Raw genomic sequence first — 550 nt, forward strand, 5'->3', positions numbered from 1 at the left:
TCATTGTCATCTTCTTCAAGCTCGACTTTGATGATGCGACCATAAAGGTCATTTTCGACGGCCGCGTAAAGCTCAGAGAAGGGACGAATGTAGCCTTTTTGTACGGCGCGGTAGACCTCATCTTGGTCTTCATCAAATTCGATACGTGTGCCGGGCTTTTCGACATCTTGCACGATGGCGTGGCCATTTTGCGTGGTGTAAATATCATTTTGCTGCGCGAAGCTTGGTGCAGAAAGCAGCATCGGGGCGAGGCTGAAAAACAACGCAAGATTTTGAGAAGTCACTGGTTTATACATAGCAAAACCTTTTCTGAAGAGTTGGCAAAATTATATCTAGCTGTACATGAACAGAAAGTGAATCATCGTGTGAACTGTCGGTTCAGTCACATTCACTTTGCTCTTGGCAAAATCACTGGTGCGAATCGAGCGTTATTTAAGTTCATCTTCAAAAATCTTGTCGCGCAACTTCCAAAAGCGCCCAGACTTTCTGGCAATGACAAACTGCGGTAAACGGAAACGGTGTTGATTGGCGACGACTCGTGTAGGCGATG

The 550-nt window shown here is 45.8% G+C and carries 1 protein-coding gene; it reads right to left on the reverse strand.

The window, feature by feature from the left end; genetic code table 11:
• On the reverse strand, positions 1 to 296 hold a 296-nt coding region (locus R8O11_RS30495), incomplete at its 3' end, for a hypothetical protein (RefSeq protein ID WP_318195297.1).
• Positions 297 to 550: the final 254 nt, after the last annotated feature.

Source organism: Vibrio sp. 1288 (genome assembly GCF_033344475.1).